The sequence below is a fragment of the Mediterraneibacter gnavus ATCC 29149 genome (genome assembly GCF_008121495.1).
GTDB classification, from domain to species: Bacteria; Bacillota; Clostridia; order Lachnospirales; family Lachnospiraceae; genus Mediterraneibacter; species Mediterraneibacter gnavus.
In genome coordinates this window covers 1,003,032-1,021,654 of sequence record NZ_CP043051.1, presented here as the reverse complement: position 1 = coordinate 1,021,654, position 18,623 = coordinate 1,003,032, and the positions used below count along the sequence as shown (strand labels likewise).

The 18,623-nt window shown below is 42.1% G+C and carries 9 protein-coding genes; 7 read left to right on the top strand and 2 right to left on the bottom strand.

Going from position 1 to position 18,623, the window contains the following annotated elements; all coding sequences use genetic code 11:
* Window positions 1–15 precede the first annotated feature (15 nt).
* The 5 genes from FXV78_RS04985 to FXV78_RS04965 all read left to right on the top strand — a co-directional run bounded on the left by FXV78_RS04985 (window position 16) and on the right by FXV78_RS04965 (window position 12,875).
* The gene (locus tag FXV78_RS04985; protein ID WP_004844095.1) at window positions 16–2,055 is read left to right on the top strand and encodes a leucine-rich repeat domain-containing protein; all 2,040 of its coding nucleotides are present in this window, start codon (window positions 16–18) and stop codon (window positions 2,053–2,055) included.
* A gap of 108 nt (window positions 2,056–2,163) precedes the next feature.
* Complete coding sequence (locus tag FXV78_RS04980; RefSeq protein WP_172624242.1) at window positions 2,164–8,877, top strand: glycosyl hydrolase family 95 catalytic domain-containing protein; 6,714 nt, start codon at window positions 2,164–2,166, stop codon at window positions 8,875–8,877.
* A gap of 264 nt (window positions 8,878–9,141) precedes the next feature.
* Window positions 9,142–11,532 carry a glycoside hydrolase family 31 protein gene (locus tag FXV78_RS04975; RefSeq protein ID WP_004841948.1) on the top strand — a complete coding sequence of 797 codons (2,391 nt, stop codon included), beginning with the start codon at window positions 9,142–9,144 and terminating at the stop codon, window positions 11,530–11,532.
* Between the two features lie 107 nt (window positions 11,533–11,639).
* Window positions 11,640–12,641 carry an SPFH domain-containing protein gene (locus FXV78_RS04970; RefSeq protein ID WP_004841949.1) on the top strand — a complete coding sequence of 334 codons (1,002 nt, stop codon included), beginning with the start codon at window positions 11,640–11,642 and terminating at the stop codon, window positions 12,639–12,641.
* Between the two features lie 48 nt (window positions 12,642–12,689).
* Window positions 12,690–12,875, top strand: a complete 186-nt coding sequence (locus tag FXV78_RS04965) for a type II toxin-antitoxin system antitoxin (protein ID WP_009244104.1) — start codon at window positions 12,690–12,692, stop codon at window positions 12,873–12,875.
* Window positions 12,876–12,924: 49 nt separating this feature from the next.
* On the opposite strand, the gene FXV78_RS04960 is transcribed toward FXV78_RS04965, so the two are convergent.
* Together FXV78_RS04960 and FXV78_RS04955 are read right to left on the bottom strand one after the other, a co-directional pair.
* Complete coding sequence (locus FXV78_RS04960; RefSeq protein WP_004841953.1) at window positions 12,925–14,430, bottom strand: response regulator; 1,506 nt, start codon at window positions 14,428–14,430, stop codon at window positions 12,925–12,927.
* The gene (locus tag FXV78_RS04955; RefSeq protein ID WP_039959536.1) at window positions 14,421–16,130 is read right to left on the bottom strand and encodes a cache domain-containing sensor histidine kinase; all 1,710 of its coding nucleotides are present in this window, start codon (window positions 16,128–16,130) and stop codon (window positions 14,421–14,423) included. The genes FXV78_RS04960 and FXV78_RS04955 overlap by 10 nt, the downstream gene beginning before the upstream one ends.
* 205 nt (window positions 16,131–16,335) lie before the next feature.
* Here FXV78_RS04955 and FXV78_RS04950 point away from each other — a divergent pair, with 205 nt between their 5' ends.
* Both FXV78_RS04950 and FXV78_RS04945 read left to right on the top strand, forming a co-directional pair.
* A complete protein-coding gene (locus FXV78_RS04950; RefSeq protein WP_009244101.1) occupies window positions 16,336–17,652 on the top strand; it encodes an ABC transporter substrate-binding protein in 1,317 nt (438 codons plus the stop codon).
* Between the two features lie 79 nt (window positions 17,653–17,731).
* Window positions 17,732–18,619 carry a carbohydrate ABC transporter permease gene (locus tag FXV78_RS04945; protein WP_004841961.1) on the top strand — a complete coding sequence of 296 codons (888 nt, stop codon included), beginning with the start codon at window positions 17,732–17,734 and terminating at the stop codon, window positions 18,617–18,619.
* Window positions 18,620–18,623: the final 4 nt, after the last annotated feature.

The following is an 18,623-nucleotide window of genomic DNA, read 5'->3' as shown; positions in this document are numbered from 1 at the left end:
GTAGGAGGGAAAAAGATGAAAATAAAGAAATTAACTGCGTACCTGCTGATGTCCGGAATGATTTTAGGAACGATGAGCAGCGATTTGTATACGATCAAAGCACAGGCTGTAGAAACAATAGAAGAAACAGAGGATAAGACACCGGAAAATGAGACACCTCAGATACCGGAAACTCCTGAACAGCCGGAGACAGAACCAGAGAATGAAGAAGTGACGGAAGCAGCACCGGTGGGAGAAATTGAACTTTCTGCAGAACAGTTTCCGGATCAGGTGATACTGACATTTGCAGGAACCTGTGACAAAGATGGAAATGGAAGCCTGTCGGAAGCAGAGTGCATGGAAGTGGAAGAACTGGCAATGCCGAATGCAGGAATTACCGATTTAAAAGGTGTGGAGAATTTCCGAAATTTGCAGCGCGTGGATGTCAGCCAAAATGCGATTGGGGATTTTGCACCGGTAAAAGATCTGTCATCTCTGCAGATTTTGAAAGTAAACGGAAATCCGGCTTCCGTGCTGGATGTGACAGGATGCAGCAGTCTGAAAAAGCTGTATGCTCAAAATAGTACATTTTCAGAGCTTCATGTGACAGGACTTGGAAGTCTGGAAGAAGTACGGATTGAAAATAATCATCTTACAGATCTGGATCTGACAGGCCTGACTTCACTGCGTGCATTAAGCTGTTATGGAAATCAGCTGCATACACTGGATGCAAGACCGGCAGCGGCTCTTGAAGTGCTTCAGGCAGACAGTAATGGAATGGAAAGCCTTCTCGTAGAAGGACTTGGAAATTTAAAAACACTTCATTGTCAGAATAACAACCTGCAGCAGATCTCACTCTCAGGTCTGGGAGCATTGGAGGAATTTAACGCAGCAAATAACAGTCTGAGAGAACTGATCGTGGATGAAGCAACTGCATTAAAAACGGTTCTTGCAGGAAATAATCAGTTATCCGGAGAGTTCCGTTTCGGAACAGCAAAACAGGTCAGTGTGGAAAACAACCAGATCACAAATCTGATCGGGGTAGAAGAAAATATTGCATACTTAAATTTTAACAACAACCAGCTTACCAGTCTTAAGATGGACAGTGCTGCGCCGGAAAGTGTTTATGGAAACGGAAATAACCTGTCACTGCTGCAGTTTGGAGATGTTTCAAACCTGAAAACATTGTATTGTGCAGAGAATCATCTGGCATGGACAGAGTCAGGAAAGGCTCTGGATTTACAGTTATCTCCGCAGACGATCGAGTTAAAACGGAAATATGACGGTGAAAAGTACTGGACAGATTTAAATGAGGTACTGACACCTCAACAGCTGCAGAGAACGGAAGTTCTGATGGGAGAAAACAGTCAGATTGCTTCATTTGACAAAGAGAGCGGAAAAGTATTCTATACAGGACCGGCTTCTGCACTGGAATATTATTTCACAGCAGGTGATGTCGGAGAAGACGAAGGAAATGCACGGATGCTGGTGCAGGCAAAACTGACAGAAGAAACGCACGTTCCGGGTGCACAGGAAATCTTAAACGACATCCTGGCAAACAATAAGATTCCATCAGAAGTGAAAGCAGGAACAGAAAGACTGGTTCTGCCGGAAGTTCCGGAAGGAAGTAAGATCGAGATCGTGGCAGTGAATCCGGAAGGAATCATCGGACTGGATGGAAAGGTAACAACACCGGAAAACGATACGGATGTGATCGTGACCATTCAGGTAACGGATACAAACGAAGCAACAGCCAAAGCTGATGTGAAGGTTCTGGTAAGAGGAGAAAAAGCAGATCCGGACGACGATAACAACGGAAATGATAACAACGGCGGAAATGACAACAACAGTGGAAACAATAACAATGGCGGAAGCAATAACGGCGGAAATAACAATACAGGAAACAATGGTGGAAGCAGCAACGGCGGAAGTCATAACAATGGAAGTACATCCGGTTCACACTCTCAGAGTGTGCAGACAGGAGACAATGCCAATGTGATCATGTGGGCAGTACTTCTGGTGGCAGCAGTAGCAGCTGTTGGCGCAGTAGTGATTATCAGAAGAAAGAAAAAATAATCAAAACAGAATCGGAAACAAGATATACGGATTCCTCATATATGGGGATTCGTATATCTTACTTTTCAGAGGAAATTTAAAACGGTATAAGTTGAGAAAAGGAGCATTATGATTAAAAAAAGAATCAGACAATTCCTTGCAGGTATTTGCACTATACTGGTGTTACCAATAGGACCGGTATGTGAAGTTTTTGCGAAAGAAGAGAAACAGGAGAATTCGGTATCGACGGAGTCGATTAGTCAATCACTAAAATTATGGTATACGTCACCGGCAAATATCAATACACAGGAAACTAATGGTGGAGAGTGGATGCAACAGTCATTACCTTTGGGAAATGGAAATCTGGGTAATCTGATTTTTGGGGGAATTTCGAAAGAGCGAATACATTTTAATGAAAAGACGCTCTGGACAGGAGGTCCTTCTCCGAGTCGTCCGGGGTATCAGTTTGGGAATAAGGCAACAGCATATACGGATGAAGAAATTGAAAATTACAGAAAACTTTTAGATGATAAATCAACAAAAGTATTTAATGATGATCAAAGTCTCGGTGGATATGGTATGGGAGCACAGATCAAATTTCCGGGAGAAAATAATCTGAACAAAGGAAGTTATCAGGATTTTGGAGATATTTGGCTTGATTTTTCTAAAATGGGACTTCAAGACCAGAATGTAAAAAATTATCGGAGAGAGCTGGATCTTCAAACTGGGGTTGCATCAACAGAGTTTTCTTATGAAGATGTGAATTATAAAAGGGAACACTTTGTAAGTAATCCAGATCAGATCATGGTTACAAAGCTTTCAGCATCAGAAAGTGGAAAGCTTGATTTGAGTGTAAAAATGGAGCTTAATAACAATGGATTAGAAGGGAAAACTACATTTGATCCGGAAAATCAAACCTGTACAATTGAAGGAAAAGTTAAAGATAATGATTTAAAATTTTACACAACAATGAAACTTGTCCTCGAAGGGGGAGATCTAGAGGTAGATGAGAAAAATCAGGTCTATCAGATTGAGGATGCAAACCAGGTCATGATTGTAATGGCGGCAGAGACGGATTATAAAAATGATTATCCAACTTACCGTGATAAAGAGAAAAATCTGAAAAAAATGGTAGATGACCGTGTCAATAGCAATGCCAAAAAATCATACCAGAAATTGAAAGAAAAGCATATTGCAGATCATCAGAAATTGTTTGATCGAGTGAGCTTAGATTTAGGTGAACAGCGCACTAACATTCCGACAAATCAGCTTGTAGATGAATATCGAAATGGAACTTACTCTCATTATCTGGAAGTGCTTGCATTCCAATATGGACGCTATCTGACGATTGCGGGGTCCAGAGGAACACTTCCAAGTAATTTAGTTGGTTTATGGACAGTAGGGGATTCTGCCTGGACCGGGGATTATCACTTTAATGTCAATGTGCAGATGAACTACTGGCCGGTTTACACAACAAATCTGGCAGAATGTGGAGTTACCTTTGTTGATTATATGGATAAGCTAAGAGAGCCGGGGCGTTTGACAGCAGAGAGAGTTCATGGAATTGAAGGGGCAGTGGAAAATCATACTGGTTTTACAGTGCATACAGAAAATAATCCATTTGGGATGACAGCACCGACAAATGCACAGGAATATGGATGGAATCCAACAGGAGCAGCGTGGGCAATTCAAAACCTTTGGTGGCATTATGAATTCACTCAAAATGAAGATTACTTAAAAAATACTATCTACCCGATTATGAAGGAAGCTGCACAATTTTGGGATTCTTATCTTTGGACATCCGAGTATCAGAAAATCAATGATGAAAGTTCGCCATATAATGGACAGGATAGATTAGTGGTAGCGCCAAGTTTTTCTGAGGAACAAGGACCAACGGCGATTGGTACGACTTATGATCAGTCACTTGTCTGGGAATTATATAAAGAATGTATTCAGGCAGGTAAAATTGTTGGGGAAGATGAAGCATTATTAAAATCTTGGGAAGAAAATATGCAGAAGTTGGATCCGATTGAGATTAACGAGACAAACGGTATCAAAGAATGGTATGAGGAGACTCGTGTTGGGCAAAAGAATGGTCATAATCGTTCATATGCAAAAGCGGGAAATCTGCCGGAAATTGAAGTGCCAAACAGTGGATGGGATATTGGGCATCCGGGAGAACAAAGGCATTCTTCTCATCTTGTTGGATTGTTCCCGGGGACATTGATCAATAAAGAAAATAAAGAGTATATGGATGCAGCAATTCAATCGCTGACAGAGCGTGGGGAGTATTCAACTGGCTGGTCAAAAGCAAACAAAATCAATCTTTGGGCCAGAACAGAAAATGGAGAAAAAGCATACAAGCTTTTAAACAATCTGATCGGCGGAAATTCTTCAGGGTTGCAGTATAATTTGTTTGATTCTCATGGCTCCGGTGGTGGAGAAACTATGAAGAATGGGAATCCTGTATGGCAGATTGATGGAAACTTTGGGTTGACATCTGGTGTTGCAGAGATGTTGGTACAGTCCCAGTCTGGGTATACGCAGTTTCTTCCGGCAATTCCAAATGCATGGGAAGAAGGAAATATCCAGGGATTGAAAGCACGTGGTAATTTTACCATTGGAGAAAAATGGGCAAACGGAGTAGCCGAGACATTTACAGTACGTTATGATGGTGAAAACGAAAGCAATACATTTACAGGTTCTTATAAAAATATTACATCTGCAAAAGTATATGAAGATGGAAAAGAGATTTCTGTAAAGAAAGATGAAGAAAAAGGACGTATTTCTTTTAAGGCAGTTTCAGGTAGAACATATACCATCGATATGTTAGAAACAAATATGGATGAATTAAAAGAACAGGCAACAGCATTTTTGAAACAGATTCATCCAGATCTTGTTAAAGTAAAAGAAGAATTGGGGGCAGCAATCGAACAGTCTTCAAAAGAACTGGGAAGCGTTCTGACAAAAGCAAAACAGATGGATCGGTTGTATCGCGCTTATCTGGAAGAAGCAGAAAAGGTTTATTATCTTACTGATAAAGAAGGACTGACATATGTACAGATTGATCAAATCTATACTCAATTAAGAATGCTGCGAAGGACTTTGTTGGAAAATACAGGAGATCTTGAGTATTATAAAAATGAAGAGAATCAGCTTTCAGTAATTGTAAATCAACTGAAAAAACAGATGGAAAACAGAGAGGTTATATTTAGTAAAGATTCTGGAATTATTGATTCAGAAAATCTTATACTGACTTTGAGTAAAAGTGAACAGGCATCGGATTATGACATTCGTTATACAATAGATGGAAGTATTCCAAGGAAGAGTTCTTCACTTTATGAGCAGCCACTGCAGTTAAGCAAGGAAGAGGATTCTGTTGTCAGAGCGGCACTGTTTTATAGAGGACAAAGAGTAAGTCCTATATATACGAAGACATATGTGACACAGGCAATTCCAATTCAAGATGTGACGGTATCCCATGAAAGTGTTTGGGGAGAAATCTATACAAAAGAAAAAATGGTTGACCGAAATTCGACAACAAGATGGGCATCTAAGGATGTAGATTCTTCTGAGCCAATGGAGATTACATTGACATTGGAAGAAAAAGAGTTGCTTAATCAGTTGGAGTTTGATTTATTTGTATCAAAAAATAATGGAATCGGATCATTTGAAATTCAGGCACTGACAGATGGAGAATATCAAACAGTGTATGAGGGTGCCAAAATGGGGGATATAGAGGATAAAGTAGGTGATATGGATGGTTCCAGTGCAGGGTATCATGCATATTGTCTGGCAAAATTCCCGGAAGTGACAACGGATTCTTTAAAAATTATATTGAAAGAGGGATTTGTAGGCGAGCCTTCATTGTATGAAGTGACACCATTGTTAGTAAATGGAAAAACAGATAATGTAGGTGATGCATCAGAGTTAGAACGTATACTTGAACTGGCTGAAGCAGCAGACAGGACATCACAGGAGTATGAAAATGCTCCACAGGAACTGAAAGGGGCGTTTGAAGAAAGTATTTTAGATGGAAAAGAAGTAAAGACTGCCACACAGGATGTCATAGATTCCAGAACTGAATTTCTTTTGAACAGATATAATCGACTTGGATTTGGAGAAACGGATAAAACTGCATTGGAAGCACTCATCGTTAAGGGTGAAGAAGCACTGGGTGGTGAATACACAAATGACTCTCTCTATCAGCTGAAAAAGGTTCTGAGAGAAGCAAAAGAAATGATGGAAGATAAAAATGTAAAACAACCTGCAGTCGATAGAATGGTACAGAAGCTGAAAGATGTATTGAATAATTTGGAACAGGGAGGATTTGAAGAGATACAGATTCCTTCCACAGATTTACAGGGAAGTGAAAAATGGATCCAGGCAGGAAGCTTTAAAGCAACGGAAGATGAGAATGCAGGAGCATTGATCGGTAAGTTTACGGGACATTCCATCCGTGTTGCGACTGTAAAAGGAAATGATCATGGAGTCATAAGGGTAACAATTTTGGATTCATCTGACAGACAGATTTATCAAAAGGAAATTGACACCTATGCGTCAGAACGAGAAGATGGAGCAGAACTGATGAATGAAGAATTTGAAGAGGGAACTTACACAATTCAGTTTGAGCGTGTTGGAAAAAGTTCACAGGCGCAGGAAAAAAGAGGATGGGTTGAAGTTGGAGCGCTTACAGTCCGTAAGGAAAAGAAAGAATCAGTAGACAGGAGTAAATTGCAAAGAGAAATTCAGATTTGTGAAAAATTAAATTCTGAAGATTATACAAAGGAAAGCTGGGAGAAGCTCCAGGCAGTCCTTGAAAGTGCAACAGTGCTTTTGAAAAAGGCAGATGAAGAGACGTGTACTTCTGAGATGAACGATAAGGCGGTAGAAGTAAAGACAGCGAGAGAAAATCTTCAAAATGTCATGATAGATACATCTGTATTAAAAGAGGTACTTCAGACGGCAAAAGAAATTTCAGAGGAAGGATACACAAAAGAGAGTTTTGAGGCATTGCAGGAAAGTATTCAGGAAGCAGAAAAATTGTTGAGTGGTACTTGTACACAGGAAGCAGTAGATGATATGATAGCTGTTTTGAAACAGCGTATTCAGGGGTTGCGTGCAGATAAGACAGAACTTCAGAAAAAATATGATGAAATTAAAGATGTGACACAAGGACAGGTGACAGATGCATCTTGGAAAGAATTTGCAGAACTTAGAGAGCAGTCAAAGGTTATATTAGATAACGAGAATGCAACACCAGAAGAAGTAGCTGAAATTCTGGAAAAGTTAAATCAGTTTGAATTCGTATATGAAGAGGAAAAATTCCATGTAACGATCAAAACCAATGACAACAGCATGGGAACTGTAACCATTGATTCAGCAGACGGAAGCTACAAAAAAGGGGAAAAAGCAGAAGTCATTGCAGTGGCAAATGAAGGATTCCGCTTTGTGAACTGGACCGATGCAGAAGGAAATGTGCTCAGTGACTCCAACCCATATGTATTTGAAGTGACAAAAGATGTGGATCTGACTGCAAACTTTGAAAAGATTCCAGTGGAGAAATTTACATTTACAGCCGCAGCCAATGATGAGAGTATGGGATCTGTTATCGTAGAACCACAGCAGGATTCTTATGAGGCAGGGACAGAAATCAAAGTCAGTGCAGTTCCGGCAACAGAAGACTACGAGTTCGTAGGCTTCACGAAAAAAGGAACACAGGAAGTGGTAAGTAAAGATAATCCGTATGTATTCCAGATCCGGGAAAATATGGAGCTGACTGCAAATTTCAAAGAAGTAGAACATTCTTATCTGATTTATGCAGAGACTGCAGATGTGCAGATGGGAACTGTCACAATGGATCCTGCAAATGAAGGAAACATCTACAAAGAGGGAACAGAGATTACGGTGAAAGCAGAGCCAAAGGATGGATATGAGTTTGCCCAGTGGTTGGAAGTGACAGAAGCAGATGGAGAAGAAGTTCTGACACCAGTAGAAGGCGCTCAGGCAGAATACAAATTTCATGCAGAGTCAGACCGTGTACTGCGTGCCGAGTTTAGACTGGCTTCGGTTCCGGAAACATATTACCGTGTTGTGGTACAGTCCAATGATGAGAACATGGGAACGGTTTCCATGGATAAAGAGGATGGCACATACAAAGAGGGTGCGACAGCATCTGTGAAGGCAGAAGCCAAAGAAAGATTTGAATTTGTGGGCTGGAAAGAAAAAGGACAGACCGAATATGTATCGAAGGATGCAGAATATCAGTTTAAAGTGACAAAGAACATCGAGCTGACCGGAGAATTCAAAGCCGTGGAAGTGCCGCATATTCCGAGTGCACAGGAAATCTTAGATGACATTCTGGCAAACAATAAGATTCCATCAGAAGTGAAAGCAGGAACAGAAACTCTGGTTCTGCCGGAAGTTCCGGAAGGAAGCAAGATCGAGATCGTGGCAGTGAATCCGGAAGGAATCATCGGACTGGATGGAAAGGTAACAACACCGGAAAACGATACGGATGTGATCGTGACCATTCAGGTAACGGATACAAATGGAGCAACAGCCAAAGCTGATGTGAAGGTTCTGGTCAGAGGAGAAAAAGCAGATCCGGACGACGATAACAACGGAAATGATAACAACAACGGAAATGATAACAACGGCGGAAATGACAACAACAGTGGAAACAATAACGGCGGAAGTCATAACAATGGAAGTACATCCGGTTCACACTCTCAGAGTGTGCAGACAGGAGACCATGCCAATGTGATCATGTGGGCAGTACTTCTGGTGGCAGCAGTAGCAGCTGTCGGCGCAGTAGTGATTATCAGAAGAAAGAAAAAATAGGTTGAAGCAGATGAAAACCTGTCGTATGCTTAGAGCAGACGGCAGGTTTTGTGATAGAAATAGCAGACGGCAGAGGTCGTATTATGTACTGCATGCTGATTGTAGACGATGAAGATCAGGAACGTTTAGAATCCAATCTTTTCTGAAGAAGGCAGGGATTGACTCTATATGACCAAGGTGAATAATTATTCTCTGCAGAAATATTTGATCACTGGTATTGTCGTGGGAAGTGTAAAAGAATAAACAAAAAGAAGGGAAGTTGTTATGCAGAAGATATACAGAATCAAGACATCACCCTGTGCGAGACAGGAAAATATGATCATAGGAAATCAATACAGAATCACAGTACTTACGGAAGGGCTGGTGAGACTTGAGTACAATGCAGATGGAGAGTTTGAGGACAGAGCCACGCAAATGGTCTTATGCCGGGATTTCCCCGAGGTGGATTACCGCGTCATTCATACAGAAAACGGGATAGAGATCAATACCTCCCGCCTACATCTTGTATATGATGAAAAAGAGTTTTCATCTGGCGGTCTTAGTATACATGTGAAAGGAAGTGTGAACAGTACCTGGCACTATGGAGAACAAATCTGTGATCTTGGTGGTACAGCGCGGACTCTGGATGGAGTTGATGGAGAGATCAGATTGGATCATGGTGTTGTGTCGAGAAATGGATTTTCTCTTCTGGATGACAGCAACTCCCATGTATTACTGGAAGATGGATGGATCAAGTCGAGAAAAAAAGGGGGAAAGGATCTTTATTTCTGGGGATATGGTCACGATTATAAGGAGGCTGTTGCTGACCTGATCCGTCTTTGCGGAAAAACACCTATGTTGCCGAGATTTGCACTTGGCAACTGGTGGAGCAGATTTTACCGATATAATGAAGAGAGTTATCTTTCGCTTATGGATCGATTTGAGCAGGAGAATCTTCCATTTACAGTTGCAGTGATTGATATGGACTGGCATCTGGTGGATATCGATCCCAAATATGGAAGCGGATGGACCGGATATACGTGGAACCGGGAATTATTCCCAAATCCAACACGATTTCTGGACAATCTACATACAAGAGGGATGAAAGTGACTCTGAATGTACATCCTGCAGGTGGAGTGCGCGCCCATGAGGAGATGTATGTAGAGATGGCAAAAGCTCTGGGAGTAGATTATGCGAATGAGGATCCGATTTTATGTGATCCGGCAGATCCCCGATTTTTGGAAGCATATTTTCAGTATCTGCATCATCCGAGAGAGGAAGAGGGGGTTGACTTCTGGTGGATCGACTGGCAACAGGGGGAAGTTTGCAGGGATGAAGGACTGGATCCACTCTGGATTTTTAATCATTTTCATTTCCTGGACTCTGCAAGAGAGGGGAAAAGACCTCTGACATTTTCAAGATATGCAGGGCCTGGAAGTCACAGATATCCAATCGGATTTTCAGGAGATACAATCGTAACCTGGGAATCTCTAGATTTTCAGCCCTATTTTACACTTACGGCTTCGAATATAGGATATGGTTGGTGGAGCCATGATATCGGTGGTCATATGCTGGGATATAAGGATGATGAAATGACGGTAAGATGGGTACAGCTTGGCATCTATTCGCCGATCATGAGGCTTCATAGTTCCAGCAGTGAATTTAATGGAAAAGAACCATGGCGTTATAAGAAAGAAGCAGAAATGGTGATGGATCATATGCTGCGGGAACGGCACAGGATGATCCCGTATCTTTATACAATGAATTACAGGAGCTATTGCGAAAATAAACCTTTGATATCACCCATGTACTACAACTGGCAGGAATGTAATGAGGCTTATGAAAAGAAGAACCAGTATCTCTTCGGAACTTCTCTGATGGTTGCTCCGATAACAGCACCGCGGATAGAAAAAATAAATATGGCGAAAGTACAGGTATGGCTGCCAAAAGGACGTTGGTATGATATTTATACAGGAATGATATACGATGGGGACAGAATTCTGGATCTGTACAGAGGGATTGAGAGTATTCCCGTTTTTGCTTCCGCAGGAAGTATTCTTGCGTTTACAGACGAAATCAGTGCAGTGCAGGCACAGAAAAATCCAAATTCCTTACATCTCATGGTCTATGCAGGGCAAAATGGTGAGTTTGAGCTGTATGAAGACGACAATGTGTCCTGTGCATATGAGGAGAGAATCTGTTGTACAACGAAGATGGTGTATTGTGAAGATGAAAAACCAATCTTTACAATATATCCGTCTGCAGGAAATCGGGACCTGATTCCTCAGAAACGGAGTTATACAGTTGAAATGACTGGTTTTGAAAATTCCGGTGAAACGGTCGTGGTCAGAAAAAATGGTGTAGGAACAGATGCTCAGATATCTTATGACAGATGGAAAAAAGCAATTGTAGTAGAGATACCAGAGACAGAAACAGATGCGATGATCGAAGTGAGTTTGGAACATACGGCTTCCGGAGCCAGAAATGATGTTGTGGAGAGATGTTTTGATTTTCTGAATCAGGCAGAGATAGAATTTGTGCAGAAAGACAGGTTATACGAACTAATACGGTCAGAACGTCCGGCTGCGGGGATTTTGTCAGAACTGTTTGCAATGGATATCAGCAGAGATTTAAGAGGTGTTCTGGTTGAAATTCTTACGGCACAGATTGTGTAAATACTGACAGAAAAAATCGTTTCACCTCATTGACAACTCCTGATACGAGTGCTACTATGATGATATCAAAATGATATCAAATAAATTCATATGAGGAGGACAAGAATATGGATGGAGAGAAAAGTGTAGTACAAGATGAAAAAGTATTGAAAGCAAAGAGTGGATATGCCATGCTTTTACTTGGTATCATCGGGATGCTGCTTGGTGTGGCTGTGATCATTGCGGGATGCATGGTGTTTGGTCAGACAGGTGAGACGAATACGGCGCTGTTGGCAGGTTCTATTATTCTTGGAGTGTTACTGATTGTGGGATTTATACTCGAACTTTGCGGATTGAGAGTATTGAATCCAAATGAAGCCTATGTATTTGCCCTGTTTGGAAAATATTACGGAACGATCAAGACAGCCGGATTTTTCTGGGTAAACCCATTTTGTGAAGCGATCAACCCATCTGTACGTCCGGCAGCACCGGTTGTTACATCCTCAGGCCTTGCCAATCCGGCAGCTCTCTCAGGAAAAGCAAAGAAAGTGTCATTGAAGACACTGACGCTGAACAACGAAAAGCAGAAAGTCAACGATGAACTTGGAAACCCGGTAGAGATCGGCGCAGTAGTGATCTGGAAAGTGACAAATCCGACCAAAGCGGTGATCAATGTGGAGAACTATAAGAATTATCTGTCCATTCAGTGCGATGCGATTATCCGTAACACGGCAAGAATGTACCCATATGATACCAGTGAAAAAGGAGATGAAAAGTCCTTAAGAGGAAGCTCCCAGGAGATTGCTGAGATCATGTGCAAAGAATTGCAGGAGAAAGTTGAGAATGCGGGAATCAAGATTCTGGAAGTCCGCATCACACATCTTGCTTATGCACCGGAAATTGCATCTGCAATGCTGCAGAGACAGCAGGCGGCAGCGATCATTGATGCAAGACAGAAGATCGTGGAAGGTGCTGTCGGCATGGTAGAGATGGCACTTGACAAATTGAACGAGAATGATATTGTAGAGTTGGATGAAGAAAGAAAGGCAGCGATGGTGAGTAACTTACTGGTCGTACTTTGTGGAAACAAGGATGCACAGCCGATCGTAAACAGCGGAAGTCTGTATTAGGACGATTGTGTACAGTATATATAAAATAGTTAGAAGGTGGGACACATTTTGGAAAATGAAAAGAAAGAAAAAAGTAAAGTGAAAAAACAGGTTCCACTGAGACTTTCCAAGGAGCTTTACGATGAGATCGCACAGTGGGCAGAGGATGAGTTTCGTTCGATGAACGGACAGATCGAGTATCTTCTGACAGAGTGTGTGAAGTGGCGGAAGCGGTCTGGAAAGAAGGATGAGTAATATCATTTATATACAGAAAAGCTAGGGATGTCGTTTGACATCCCTGTTTTTAACTGTATTTTGCCGCATATTCTTTTGGAGAACACCCGCAGGCTTTTTTGAATTTCTTACTGAAGTAGTACACATCCGAATATCCGGATGTCTCTGCAACTTCGGAAATTTTCATCGTGCCTTCTTTCAGAAGTTTCTGAGCAGCGCTGATCCGGATATCGGAAATGTACTGGAGTACAGAGGTATGTTGTACTTTTTTAAATACGCTTCCCAGGTAGGAAGGATGCAGCTGAAAATTCGCAGCCACCTGAGAAACGGAAAGGGAAGCATCTGTATAATGATTTCCGATATACTCCATGATCCGGCGGCAGAGCGCGATATCTGACGGAACGGCCTCCATTTTCTGAATGCACTGCAGTCCGTAAAACAGGACTTCATTTTTCAGATTCTCCAGAGAATGTTCGGTATCCAGTATGGAAGCGGAGAACTCGGTCACGGGCTGAGCCAGATTTTCCGGAATATGAAAATACACATGGTACACAACAAAAATCTCGTGGATTACAAGGGAAAGATACTCACTGTTTTTCTTCTGACTGATGGAAAGGAACAGTGTTTCCAGATATTCCAGCAGATCTTTGCGGTTCTGGGCGTGCAAAACTGTAATAAAGTGCTTCCGCATTTTTAAGAGTTCCTCGGAAAATCCGGGTCTTTCCGGATGGGAATAGCTGATACAGAGATTGGATTCCCGGGAAAAATAGCGTTCTGTCAGAAGGTGCAGGCAGCGGGTGTAATATGGCTTCCAGTCGGTTGTAACAGGAAAGATATTTTCAATATACAAAAATGTATATTCGTTTTGCTGTGCAATAAAATCCGTAAAACAACTTCCGATATGGAGTAGTTTTTCTTTGTCGGAGAGGAAAATCTGCAGCATGTAGATGTATTCGCTTTCCTGCATATATTCGCAGAGAAAATCCTGTCCGCGCAGACGATCCACCAGCTGTAATACTGCATCGTGAGTGTGTTCCGAAACATAGACACTGCAATAGATGCTGTATGCCAGATTTTCAAATTCCGGATGCTGTACACACAGATCGGAATAGGAAAGCACGCCGTCCCGGATATTGGCAAGCATACTGCACAGATGAAAGTGCTCATAATGCTTTAATGTATGGCGGGTCTGTTCTTCAAAATGGATGGCCTGGATACATTCAGACAGCGCCCGCTCCAGCTCTTCGGCGGCAACCGGCTTCAGCAGATATTCTTTTACCCCGTACCGGATCGCGGTGCGCGCATATTCGAAGTCATTATAGCCCGATAAAATGAGCATATGCACAGAAGGAAAATGCTCTTTGATATATCTGGCAGTTTCGATTCCGTTCATCTGCGGCATTTTGATATCCAGAAGCAGCAGATCTACGGGTTCTTTTTCCAGATGGTCGATGACCTGCTGTCCGTTTTCGGCTTCTCCGGCAAAAGTAAGATTTAGTTTTTCCCAGGGTATGATCTTTTTTATGCGCTGACGAATAAAATATTCATCATCTGCAATCAATAGTTTCAATGACATGGCAATCCCTCCTGTTTGGGTAATGTGATCACGGTGATGCAGCCGCCGGTTTGGGGACTTTCCATAGATAGTCCATAACCCGGTCCGTAGTAGAGCAAAATTCGCTGCTGGATACTTTTGATTCCGAAGTGGTCGGCATCCTGCTGCCAGATTTTTTCGTAGTCTTCTTTTGAAAATCCACGTCCGTTGTCTGAAATCGTAAACCGGATACAATCCCCAGCATCTTCCGCCTCAATATGAAGAATTCCGTGCCGGTCAAGTCCCTTGATCCCATGGTAAATACTGTTTTCCAGAATCGGCTGAAGCAGCAGTTTGATGCAGCTGTAGTTTTTTAACGCTTCCGGACAGGTGATGGTGAAATCGAATTTATGGAAATAGCGAATCTGCAGGATTTCCAGATATGCTCTGGAAATTTCCAGTTCCTGTCCGATGGAAATATGCATCTTTCCATTGCTTAAGCTGGAGCGGTAAAAAGAAGAAAGATTCATAACAAGCTGAATCAGAGTTTCTTTTTCATCAAGCTCCGCCAGAGCGCAGATGTTATCCAGAGTATTGTAAAGAAAATGAGGATTTACCTGCTGCTGAAGGAGGTTGAGGGAAAGCTGCTGTTTGAGTTTTTCGGCTTCGATCAGGTCGTCTCTCATTTTCGTCTGGATCGCGATCATACTGTTGAAAGAGCTGAGAAGCGAAGCAACCTCGTCATTACACGGAATCTCACGGATTGGAACCCAGTTTCCCTCCTTGACTGTCTGAATATGCGAGATCAGATAGCTTAACGGATAAGTGACTTTCTGTGCAATATGGTGAGAAGCAAATACGCAGAGCACCATAACCAGTGCGGCGATCAGCAGAGACAGGCAAAATATCGCGAACAGAGGCGCCAAAAAGCTGACGATCGGAATCTGGTTTAAAACATACCAGTCAAGGGTAGAAAAAGGTGTGAAAAACAACAGATTTCCGCCTGCAAAAAAATACTGGGAATCCAGATTTTTAAGAATGAGATCCATATATTCATACTGGCTGTCCAGTTCGGGACTGCCGTTACTGCTCTGGATCTGTCCGTTTTTATCGATCAGAAACAGTTCATTGGTTGTATTGTATTGTTTATAAATACCGGAAATCTGTGTTTCCGGTATGGAAAGCTCTACATATCCGAGCATTCGTCCGGAATTGATATTATAGAACGGGCGAATGTAGGAGAGGACTTTTACCTCTTTATGTCTGTCGTTTAGGTGTCGTTTCATACCAACCTGCCAGACAGGAGAAAGAGCCGGATCACTGAGGTTCATCTGACTTGAGTCCGGCTCGGTAGATACCAGAAGAAGTCCCTGATCGGAATACAGACTTACAGAATGGATGAACGGTGTAGACTGTATGATCTGTCGGATATGCTGTTTGACATTGGTTGTTGCATTGGAAGAATACTTTGCGGCAAGATAGTCTTTCATATATTCCTGTACAGTGTCATCAGACAGAATAGTTTTGGAATAATTTTCCGTGGCATCCAGATAATATTGAAACTGTCCGGAAATATAGCTGAGCTGCTGCAGAGCATTTCTTCCCTCCAGTCGAAAAGAATGCTTCAGAAATAAACCGGAGATCCCTAAAAAAAGCAAAACCATGAACAGGATAGAAGTCATGGATATGCTTCGGAAAAAGCTAAAGCTGATGGAATTTTTGTTGTGTTTGATCTTTTTCATTGCAGGAATTCTCCATAGTATAGTCGATGTAACAGAATTAAAATCATTATAGAGAATGTAGGAAGAAATGTCAAAATAAGTTTATTTGAGATTCCATATTGAAAAAGAACAAAAAATATAGAAAATGAACATTGTGAAAAACCCGCTTATTTTCTATACTAGGTGCATCACATAAATGTTTCAAAGGAAAACGGAGGAAAAAGGAATGAAATTGAAAAGAATCACAGCGGCGCTGCTGGCAGGAGTGATGTGCGTGGGACTTCTGGCAGGATGCGGAAGCAAAGGGGACGGAGACGAAAAAGGTTCAGGCGATAAGATTACGATTCGTCTGTTGACAAGAATGGCAGGAACGACAGCGCAGGTGGATATCTACAATGATATTCTGGATGAATTTAAAGAGAAACATCCGGAAGTGACGATCGTTGATGATTCACAGGGGGATGAATCTGCATTCAACAATATTTTATCGACAGATATTGCATCTGGAACAATGGCAAATATTTTCCGTATCCAGGGTGTTGCCAATCTGTCAGAATATATCGATAACGGGCTGATCCTGGATGTACAGCCATATTTAGACGAAGATCCGGAATGGGGCGGCGGATTTACAGAGGGAGCGCTCTCTTATTATCAGGTGCCTGGAAAAGAAGGAACTTATGCGATTCCGATGGAATCCGGACTGATCGGAGTTTATTACAACAAAGATTTGTTTGAAAAAGCAGGCGTGAAGGAATTCCCTGAAACATGGACAGAATTTCTGGATGCGATCAAGAAGTTAAAAGCCAGCGGTGTGATCCCGATCGCAATGGGAACACAGACAACTTATATGGCAGGACATCTTCATGATCAGATATTCTACAAATGGCTCGGAACAGATGCTGCGAAGAAGTTAGGTTCCAGAGACATGAAATGGACAGATCCGGAAGTGGTAGAGACACTCCAGTTTGTACAGGATCTGATCGATGCAGGCGCATTTGACAAAAATGCAGCAGGTATGACAGACAATATTGCAATGACACAGTTCCAGCAGGGAGAAGCTGCGATGGTAATCACAGGTCCATGGAATATCGGAACTTTTGAAGATCCGGCAGAGACACCGGTATGTGACAGCATTGAAGTTGCAAAATTCCCATACTTTGAAGAAAAACCGGAGTTTAAGAATGAAGATATGCAGACATTGTCTCCGTATATGATCAGCGGAAAACTGGAAGGAAAAGAACTGGAGCTTACACTGGAACTCGTAAAAATGCTGACAGACAAAGATGCAGCGAAGAGATTTGCAGAGGAAGCAGCCTTCTTGATTCCGAGAACAGACATTGATCTGGATGAAAGTGCGATCTCTCCACTGTTTGCCAAAAATGTAGAGCTTGGCGGAACATCTGAGGGAATCGGAGTCGATGTATTTGATTTTGATCCGCTGGCTTCTATGCAGGATCGAACAAGAAACTCTATCTCAAGCATGTTCACCGGAGAAAAACCAGACAGCGTTGCAAAAGAGATTCAGAGTGAGATTGATAAATAGGTATCAATAAAATAGGACGTACAAAAATGCCCTGTCAGCTTTGTGCAGGGCATTTTTTTAAAGAACAGGAGGTTTCCGGATGATAAAGTTAAAAAGTAAAAAGACAAGAATGGGCATTATGCTGTTTCTTGTTCCGGCACTTGTGATCTATCTGGTATTTCAGATTATTCCGATTATCGGTTCCATCTATTTTTCTCTGGTTGACTGGAACGGAATTGCAGGATCTGCGCCGAAATTTGTAGGACTGAAAAATTATATCGATGCATTTCACAATGCAGATTTTATTCTTTCTTTAAAGAACATGGCAAGAATGGTCATCATCAGTGTGATCTGTCATACCCCGATCGCACTTCTGATGGCAGTTGCGATCAATACAAAGTGTAAAGGCTACAGGATCTTTAAGGCGTTGTTCTTCGTACCGACTGTATTCCCGCTGACTGCAGTTGGTCTGATGTGGTATTTCATCTTCATGCCGACCGGATCTTTCAACTCTCTGCTGGAAGTGATCGGACTCAGCGATCTGGTGATGCCATGGCTGGTAGATCCTGCAACAGCGATGAATACGATCGTATTTGTCAATGTCTGGGCAGGTGTTGGTTATTACATGGTTATTATTTTAGCCGGTCTGACGACCATCCCGGATGATGTATATGAAGCGGCAGCGATCGATGGAGCAACATCGATCCAGAAATTCTTTAAGATCACAGTTCCAATGCTGAAACCGATCCTGGCAATGTGTATTCTGATGGATATCATCGGATCTGTCAAAGTATTCGATCTTGTATTTGCCATGACAGGAGGCGGACCGAACGGTCTGACCAACCTTCCGACAACATTGATGTACAATGAGGCGTTTAAGTACAACCATTACGGAGTAGGAAGCGCGATCGGAATCATTATCATGGTGATCTGTATTGTGGGTACGGTTGGAAGCAATCTGATCACAAACAGAAAGAAAGCGGAGTAGGGGG